We start from the raw sequence: 7,439 nt of genomic DNA, 5'->3' as shown, positions 1-7,439 counted from the left end.
CTAAGACCCACAGCGCCGATGGTACTGCATCCGGGAGGATGTGGGAGAGTAGGTCACCGCCGGACAAATTGTGAAGGGTGAGGCCCGTACCAGTGTTGGTACGGGCCTCACCTGTTTAACCCGCCACGAGGGATGCCGGCACAGGTCACCGTATCTGCGGTCCTGGTGCTGAGTATCACCTCGATTGGGTACGCAGCGAGGGCCGGCGAATCGGTGTCGGACGGTGCACTGGACTAGAATTACCCTGAGGCGTTAAGCGTCTCCCTAAACTTTTACATCTCCATTACAGGTACATAGTGACGAGCGACTGCAGTAAATTCCGTTGGTCGGCTCACGACGAGAGGAACTAGCCAGCATGTCAGAGCAGAACAACAGGGACCAGAACCGAAGCGGCGCTCCGCGCCGGGACGCCCAGGGCCGCCCCGCCACCAATGACCGTAATGCCCCTAAGCGCTGGGAAGACCGGAAGCCCACTGGCGGCGGTCAGCGCTCCGGTTCCAATGAGCGTAAGCCGTTCTCGCGTGATGACCGTCCTGCTCGTGATGGTGAGCGTAAGCCGTTCAGCCGCGATGATCGCCCGCAGCGGGATAGCCGCCCGCAGCGTGATGGTGAGCGTCGCTCCTTCGGCGACCGCGGTGCATCCGCTGGCGGCCGTAAGCCGTTCTCCCGCGATGACCGCCCTGCTCGTGATGGCGAGCGTAAGCCTTTCAACCGTGACGAGCGTAAGCCGTTCAGCCGTGATGATCGTCCGCAGCGTGATGGTGAGCGTCGCTCCTTCGGTGACCGCGGTGCTTCCGCTGGCCGTAAGCCGTTCTCCCGCGATGACCGCCCTGCTCGTGATGGCGAGCGTAAGCCTTTCAACCGTGACGAGCGTAAGCCGTTCTCGCGTGATGACCGTCCTGCTCGTGATGGTGAGCGTAAGCCGTTCAACCGTGACGAGCGTAAGCCGTTCAGCCGTGATGATCGTCCGCAGCGTGATGGTGAGCGTAAGCCTTTCAGCCGTGATGATCGCCCGCAGCGGGATAGTCGTCCGCCGCGTGATGGTGAGCGTCGCTCCTTCGGCGACCGCGGTGCATCCGCTGGCGGCCGTAAACCGTTCAGCCGTGATGATCGTCCGCAGCGTGATGGTGAGCGTAAGCCTTTCAGTCGTGATGATCGCCCGCAGCGGGATAGTCGTCCGCCGCGTGATGGTGAGCGTCGCTCCTTCGGCGACCGCGGTGCATCCGCTGGCGGCCGTAAGCCGTTCAGCCGTGATGACCGTCCGCAGCGCGATGGTGAGCGTAAGCCTTTCAGTCGTGATGATCGCCCCCAGCGGGATAGTCGTCCGCCGCGCGGTGACCGTCCCTCGCAGGGAGCGGGCCGTCCCGCATTTGGCCGGGACGAAGCCCCGGCTGCGCCCCGGCCCCGCAATGCGAAGGACCTGCGCAGCGCCAACCGGCCGGACCGTGAGCGTTCGCCCGAGATCGACGAGGACATCACCGGACAGGAGCTGGACAAGGTAACCCGCGCCCAGCTTCGCAACCTCGAAGAGGTCAACGGCGAATGGGTTGCCAAGCACCTGGTGATGGCCGGACGCCTGATCGACGACGAACCGGAGCTGGCATTCCAGCACGCCCTCGCTGCCAGCCGGCGCGGCGGACGCATGGCCGTTGTCCGCGAGGCCGTGGGCCTGACCGCCTATGCCGCCGAGCACTTCGGTGAGGCCCTCCGCGAGTTCCGTACCTACCGTCGCATCAGCGGTTCCAATGACTACCTGCCCATGATGGCCGACTGCGAACGCGGCCTGGGTCATCCGGAGCGGGCACTGGATCTAGTCCGGTCCGAGGACGCCAAGGATCTGGATACCGCAGGTCAGGTGGACCTGGCCATTGTTGCCTCCGGTGCGCGCATGGACATGGGGCAGTTCGAGGCCGCCGTCAGCGCCCTGGAGATTCCGCAGCTGGACCGTAACCGGGCCTTCTCCTTCAGCCCGCGCCTGTTCCGTGCCTACGCTGATGCACTGGAGCTGGCCGGCCGGAATGAGGAAGCCGAGACCTGGCGTAAGCAGGCACTGCGTGCCGACAGCGCACTGGGTATGGGCGATTTCGCCGAACCCGAGATCTTTGACCTGGCACCGGAGGAAGAACGCAAGGAACGCCGTTCCGAACGCCGCGAGGACCGCTCCGGGGCCTACTTTGCAGCAGATGAGGAGTCCGCGCCCAAGGACAACTCGGTGGTCGAACCGGCAGAGGACGCCGATGCACTGCCAAGCGACGAGCAGGAAGGCCTGCTGACCGAGGACGGCGACGTGGATGAGGACGTCGAGGTTGTGGTGAGCGACTTCAACATGGACGACGACGAGGATGAGGACACCGCACGCGAAGACGCCGACGAGACGGAACAGTCGCGTATCGATGACTGATTCTTCGCTGGTCTCGGGTTATGACGCGGTCTTTTCGGACCTGGACGGGGTGGTCTATGCCGGCCCGCACGCCATCCCGGGTGCCGTAGAGGCACTGGGCAGGGTGGCGGACTCCCCGGTCCGGCTTGCCTACATCACCAACAACGCCTCACGCTCTTCGGAGACCGTGGCGGCCCACCTGCGCGAACTCGGAGCACCGGCTACGGCGGCCAACGTCTTCGGGTCCGCGCAGGCCGGGGCCGAACTGCTTGCTGCCAAGGTGCAGGCCGGTGCCAGCGTCCTGGTGACGGGCAGTGCCACGCTGCGGGCGGCCGTGGAAGCCCAGGGGCTGGTGTGCGTTGACTCAGCCGAGGATGAACCGGATGCCGTCATTCAGGGGTTCGACCCCGGGCTGGGATGGAAGGACCTTGCGGAGGCCGCCTTCGCCGTCGGCAGGGGCGCCGTCTGGGTAGCCACCAATACCGACATGTCCATTCCGCAGGCCCGAGGCATTGCTCCCGGCAACGGCACGCTCGTGGCCGCCGTCGGCGCTGCCACGGGACGCGTACCCTTCGTGGCCGGCAAACCGGAGGCACCGCTGTTTACGACGGCGGCACGTCACCTGGGCGTTGAACGCCCGCTTGTGGTGGGGGACCGGCTGGACACCGACATCCTGGGTGGGACCAACGCCGGCTTTGACACCGCACTGGTGCTGACCGGCGTCGATACGCCCATGACCGCCCTCGCGGCGCGCACGCCGGAACGGCCGGTGTACATCATCGAAAATCTTGCTGCGCTTTTCGTCCCGTACCGGCAGCCGGTATGGGACGGCGAGAGTTACAGCTGCGGAGCCGCCAGCGCCCGGGTGGACGGGTCCGTTGTGGTGATCACCGGAGACTCTTCCGATCTGGACAGCTGGCGCGCTGCGTGCGCGGCGTGGTGGGCGGCCTACCCGGAAGTCGAAGCAGCGGTGGCACCGGAGATCCGCTGGAGTGTCACACCCCGCAGCTAGTCTTGTGCCAGCAGTTCTATCCGTTCTACCGCAGTCGCAGGAGGAAGCCCCATTGTCTGAATCAGCATTGTCTGAATCTGGGTTGTCTGAATCAGCGTTGTCCGAATCAGCCTTGCCGGACTCGATGATGCCTGCAGCATCAGAATCGCGGCCGCAGTCCCCGGTCCCCACCGGCGATACTGATGTGGATTCGCTGCTGGACGAACTCCGGGCCCTGGACGATGCCCCGGTTTCCTCGCACGGCGCAACGTACTCCGCGCTCCATGAGGGGCTGCTGGCAGCATTAAACGCCGAAGGGAACACGCCGCCGCACGCGCCGGCGCCGGGACCAGCGAAGGATGCACGCTAAGCATGCCCAGACTGGATCAGGAACTGGTGACCCGCGGACTGGCGCGGTCGCGGACCCAGGCGGCAAAGCTCATTGCAGCGGGCCGGGTGTTGCGTGCGGGCCAGCCGGCAGGCAAGGCATCAGCGCCGGTGGGGCCGGGAGACCGGCTCGATGTGCTCGATGATGGTTTGCCGGACTATGTCAGCCGTGCCGGACACAAGCTGGCGGGTGCCCTGGCGGCCTTTCCGGCCGTCCGTGCCCAGGGGGCGCGCTGCCTGGATGCGGGTGCCTCCACCGGAGGATTCACTGATGTGCTGCTGCGCTCCGGGGCCGCGCACATCGCGGCCGTGGACGTTGGCCACGGCCAGCTGGTGGAACAGATCCGGACGGATCCGCGGGTCAGCGTCTACGAGGGCATGAACGTGCGCTACCTTTCTCCGGCAGATATCGGGGGTTCCGTGGACCTCACCGTCGCTGATCTGTCCTTTATCTCCCTGACCATGGTGATGGGACCGCTGGCAGCTGCCACCCGCCCCGGCGGCAGCCTGCTGCTGATGGTCAAACCGCAGTTCGAGGTGGGCCGGGAGAACCTGAACCGCACCGGCGTGGTCACGGATCCCGCCAGGCACCGGCAGGCAGTGACCCGTGTGGCGGCCGCTGCCATGGCGGCAGGGCTTCGGATCGGCGGCATAGCGCCCAGTCCGCTGCCCGGCCAGGACGGGAATGTTGAGTTCTTTATGTGGCTGCAGGTTCCGGAACGTGCTGAAGCCGTCCCCGCCGGCCCGGCTGATACAGCCGCGGAGCGGGTGGTGGATGAGGCATTCGCTGGCTTCACCGGGTTTGCGGTGGGGGAGTCTGCCGTAGAAGACTGACGGATGGACGTGCCATAAGACACCGGCAACGAAGAGGATGAAGGCGCAGATGAGCAGACGGATACTGGTTTTGGCCCACACGGGACGGCGGGCCGCCATGACCGCTGCCCAGGAGGCCTGCACCCAGCTGCATTCGTCGGGCCTGATCCCCGTCATGCGCCGCCGGGACCTGGAGGATATCCAGGCCGAATACGGCGTCCTGACCGCCCCCACCGAAATACTCGACGAAGACGTGGCACTGACCGATGTTGACCTGGGCATGGTGCTTGGCGGAGACGGCACCATCCTCCGCGCCGCGGAACTGGTCCGGGGCACCAACGTACCGCTGCTGGGCGTGAACCTGGGCCATGTTGGCTTCCTTGCGGAAAGCGAACGAGCGGACCTGGCCCAGACCGTGCACTGGGTGGTGGAACGGGCCTACACGGTCGAAGAACGCATGACCATTGACGTGAAGGTCTGGCACAGCAACACCCTGATTGCGCATACCTGGGCGCTCAACGAAGCGGCCGTGGAAAAAGCCGACCGGCAGCGCATGCTGGAGGTGGTTATCGAAGTCGATGCCCGCCCGATCAGCTCCTTCGGATGCGACGGCGTGGTGCTGGCAACCCCCACCGGTTCCACGGCTTACGCTTTTTCCGCCGGCGGTCCCGTGGTGTGGCCCGAAGTCGAGGCACTGCTGCTGGCCCCGATCAGCGCGCACGCCCTGTTCGCCAAGCCGCTGGTCGTGGCACCCACCTCCGTGCTTGCCGTGGAAATCCTGACCCGCACGGACGCATCCGGTGTGCTCTGGTGCGACGGCAGGCGCAGCCTGGACCTTCCCCCGGGCTCCCGGGTGGAGGTCACACGTTCCCAAACCCCGGTGCGGCTGGCACGGACCCACCTGACCCCCTTCTCTGAACGCCTGGTCCGCAAATTCCAGCTTCCGACCCATGGCTGGCGCGGGCCCGCAGCCGCTCCGCCGGCGGGAACCGACCTGAGCCCCAGCCGCAGGGATGCAGGCCTCCGGGAAGCCGCCGGTGCGGCAGAGGGCAGCCGGGAGAGTGCAGATGCAGACACCGCGGCTACAGACCAGGCAGTTACCGACCGCGGAGGCTTCGTCGAATGATTGAGGAAATCCGGATCAGGGACCTCGGTGTCATCACCGATGCCACCTTGAACCTGGGGCCCGGTTTTACCGTGGTCACCGGCGAGACCGGTGCCGGTAAAACCATGGTCATCACCGCACTGGGCCTGTTGCTTGGCGCCCGTTCCGATGCAGGCGCGGTACGCATTGGTGCCAAGTCCGCCGTCGCTGAGGCGCTCGTCCACGTTGACCCGCAGAGTCCGGCAGCCCTCCGAGCTGCCGAGGCTGGTGCCGAACTGGAGGACTACGACGGCGCCGCCGAACTCACCCTGGTCCGCACCGTCAACGCCGACGGGCGCAGCCGTGCCCACGTAGGGGGACGGTCCGCTCCGGTGGGGGTGCTGGCCCAGGTCGGGGAGCACCTTGTAGTGGTCCACGGGCAGACCGACCAGCTGAGACTGAAGAGTGCCGCCGCGCAGCGGGAGGCTCTGGACAAGTACGCCGGCGCTCCGCTGGCCGCCGAGCTCGGATCCTACCGGGAGGACTATGCCCGCTGGCGCGCCGCCGCCAAGGAACTGGCCGAACTCCGGGACCAGGCGAGGGACCGGCTGCGCGAGGCCGAATACCTGACCGCTTCGCTGGAGGAAATCGAGGCGGTGGACCCGCAGCCAGGGGAGGATGAAACCCTCAAATCCGAAGCCATGCGCCTGGGCAACCTGGAGGAACTGCGGACCGCGGCCGCCGGTGCCCATGCGGCCCTGATCGCGGACGACTTCGCTGACGGCGGTGATGCCACCTCGCTGGTGGACGCCGCCAAACGCCAGCTCGAATCCGCGGGCGAGCATGACCCGGCCCTTGCCTCGGCAGCCCAGCGGCTGGCGGAAGTCGGCTATATTCTGGCGGACATCGCAACGGAACTGGCCAGCTACGGCGCATCTCTGGATTCAGAGGGACCTGAACGGCTGGCAGAGGTGGAATCCCGGCGCGCAGAACTGGCCGGCCTGGTCCGCAAGTACGCGCCCTCCATCGACGGCGTACTGGAATGGGGCGCGGAAAGCGCCAAACGGCTCGCTGAGCTCAGCTCCGACGACACCCGGATAGAAGCCCTCGAGGCGGAAATCACGTCGCTCGGCGAACGGCTGGAAACCAGGGGTGCGGCGCTGACCAAGCTACGCACCGACGCCGCAGCGGAACTGTCCCGGCGGGTCAGCGACGAGCTGACGGCCCTGGCCATGAAGGACGCCAACCTGGTCATTGAGGTTGAACCTGCGGGGGAGCCCGGGCCGTACGGTGCGGACACCATTGCGTTCCTGCTGGCACCCCACCCCGGGGCGCCCGCCCGCCCGCTGGGGAAGGGAGCTTCCGGCGGCGAACTCTCGCGCGTCATGCTCGCCATCGAAGTGGTCCTCGCCGCCGTGGACCCGGTGCCCACCTTCATCTTCGATGAGGTTGACGCCGGCGTGGGCGGTAAGGCCGCCGTCGAAATCGGGCGGCGCCTGGCCATGCTGGCAAAGCACGTCCAGGTGATCGTGGTGACCCACCTTCCACAGGTGGCAGCCTTCGCCGATCATCACATCCGCGTGATTAAGACCTCAACCGCTGCCGACGACGGCTCCGGTGTCACCGCAAGCGACGTGCGGGTACTGGGCCAGGAGGAGCGGATCAAGGAACTTGCCCGCATGCTTGCGGGCCAGGAAGACTCGGCATCGGCACGTGCCCACGCCGAGGAGCTGCTGGGCTCAGCGGGACATCTCCAATGACCCGGCCAACTCATGCGGGAACCC

At 66.6% G+C, this 7,439-nt stretch carries 7 protein-coding genes; 6 read left to right on the top strand and 1 reads right to left on the bottom strand.

All coding sequences use genetic code 11. The features are described from left to right. Positions 1–358 precede the first annotated feature (358 nt). A complete protein-coding gene (locus tag QWJ37_RS11055; RefSeq protein WP_290245280.1) occupies positions 359–1,558 on the bottom strand; it encodes a hypothetical protein in 1,200 nt (399 codons plus the stop codon). A 6-nt stretch (positions 1,559–1,564) separates the two neighbouring features. Between QWJ37_RS11055 and QWJ37_RS11050 the strand changes: the two genes are divergently transcribed. The 6 genes from QWJ37_RS11050 to recN all read left to right on the top strand — a co-directional run bounded on the left by QWJ37_RS11050 (position 1,565) and on the right by recN (position 7,415). Next, the gene (locus QWJ37_RS11050) at positions 1,565–2,401 is read left to right on the top strand and encodes a hypothetical protein (RefSeq protein WP_227902346.1); all 837 of its coding nucleotides are present in this window, start codon (positions 1,565–1,567) and stop codon (positions 2,399–2,401) included. Next, a complete protein-coding gene (locus QWJ37_RS11045) occupies positions 2,394–3,392 on the top strand; it encodes an HAD-IIA family hydrolase (protein ID WP_290245279.1) in 999 nt (332 codons plus the stop codon). Before QWJ37_RS11050 ends, QWJ37_RS11045 begins: the two co-directional genes overlap by 8 nt. A 127-nt stretch (positions 3,393–3,519) precedes the next feature. Continuing rightward, positions 3,520–3,741 carry a hypothetical protein gene (locus QWJ37_RS11040; protein WP_290245278.1) on the top strand — a complete coding sequence of 74 codons (222 nt, stop codon included), beginning with the start codon at positions 3,520–3,522 and terminating at the stop codon, positions 3,739–3,741. 2 nt (positions 3,742–3,743) lie between these two features. After that, positions 3,744–4,592 carry a TlyA family RNA methyltransferase gene (locus tag QWJ37_RS11035; RefSeq protein ID WP_290245277.1) on the top strand — a complete coding sequence of 283 codons (849 nt, stop codon included), beginning with the start codon at positions 3,744–3,746 and terminating at the stop codon, positions 4,590–4,592. 49 nt (positions 4,593–4,641) lie between these two features. Continuing rightward, positions 4,642–5,697: an NAD kinase gene (locus QWJ37_RS11030; RefSeq protein WP_227902342.1), complete on the top strand. Its 1,056-nt coding sequence runs from the start codon at positions 4,642–4,644 to the stop codon at positions 5,695–5,697. Further along, positions 5,694–7,415 carry a DNA repair protein RecN gene (gene recN, locus QWJ37_RS11025; protein ID WP_227928069.1) on the top strand — a complete coding sequence of 574 codons (1,722 nt, stop codon included), beginning with the start codon at positions 5,694–5,696 and terminating at the stop codon, positions 7,413–7,415. Before QWJ37_RS11030 ends, recN begins: the two co-directional genes overlap by 4 nt. Positions 7,416–7,439: the final 24 nt, after the last annotated feature.

This window comes from Arthrobacter sp. YD2, assembly GCF_030410475.1.
In the GTDB taxonomy this organism is placed as follows: domain Bacteria; phylum Actinomycetota; class Actinomycetes; order Actinomycetales; family Micrococcaceae; genus Arthrobacter_B; species Arthrobacter_B zhangbolii.
This window is presented reverse-complemented; position numbering and strand designations above follow the sequence as displayed.